Genomic DNA, 986 nt, shown 5'->3' with positions numbered 1-986 from the left:
GTGAGCTCTTTATAAATACAGAGTTTTCATCAGGTGGAAACGTATCGCTATTAGACGGCAATACTACCCAACAAAAAGGGGTTACAAACTTTGACGGCAACCGCCTTGAAAACGGACGCTTCTTTGTCATAGAAGCATTAACACTTCTATATGGTGAAGCAGCAGATGGTACTAAAGTATGGGACGTAACTTATAACAAGGCTCTGCCTGCAGTATTGCAATCTTCAGACTTTGTTGTCCGTCAAAATGGTGAAATTATTGTAAAATTGCCTGTGGCTGCTATCGAAAACGCTAAGAAATCGACAGAGGACTACTATCGCGTTTTAGGAGCGTTGGCTGTTATCGAGCCTACACAAACCATCGAAATGATGATTGAAACCCCTGTAGGCAGTAGCATTACCCCTGCTACCAGCGGACACAAGTCATTCGTTCGCGTGCTATTACGAGGCTTCGAGACCTACGTGAAGAGATAATAATAATTAGGCGTTAGCCGTTAGTGGTTAGTCGCTTGCAAACGACAATATTCTAACGGCTAACAACTAAAAAACTAACACCTAAACTATGACAAGTAGTATCATAACTAATAGAATTAAAGTAAACATCGCATCAGGTGGCAATGCCCAGAGTGATTATGTTACGCTTGAAAAGGGGCGTTGTATAGGCGTTTATTTTCTCCCATTTGGCTCTTATGAACCAGAAAATGCTGTAGAAATATCGCTTCGTGACCCGCAAGGCAATGTAATCATTGAACCTGTAGACTATCGCGACTTCAAACACAAAGGAGGTGGCTATGTACAAGGTATGAAGCAAGTGAATTTTGAGTGTAACAATAACAAATTCCAAGTATCAGTACTTAGCGATACTGCCCTAACCGGTGATTTTAAAGGAGAGTTAGTATTACTCATTCAGCGTGATTGTCTATGCGATAACAACCCTCAATAATTATGAAAGGACTATTACACAGTATTCGTATTACCGATGATATA

The 986-nt window shown here is 40.6% G+C and carries 2 protein-coding genes; both read left to right on the top strand.

Annotated elements, in window-relative coordinates:
* Nucleotides 1-473: hypothetical protein (locus tag HMPREF9074_RS12550; RefSeq protein WP_034541109.1), on the top strand; the 473-nt coding region annotated here is incomplete at its 5' end.
* An 88-nt stretch (nt 474-561) separates the two neighbouring features.
* The gene (locus tag HMPREF9074_RS11655; RefSeq protein WP_009390380.1) at nt 562-942 is read left to right on the top strand and encodes a hypothetical protein; all 381 of its coding nucleotides are present in this window, start codon (nt 562-564) and stop codon (nt 940-942) included.
* The last annotated feature ends 44 nt before the right edge of the window (nt 943-986 follow it).

It is taken from the genome of Capnocytophaga sp. oral taxon 329 str. F0087 (assembly GCF_000213295.2).
Classification (GTDB): Bacteria; Bacteroidota; Bacteroidia; order Flavobacteriales; family Flavobacteriaceae; genus Capnocytophaga; species Capnocytophaga leadbetteri_A.
This window is presented reverse-complemented; position numbering and strand designations above follow the sequence as displayed.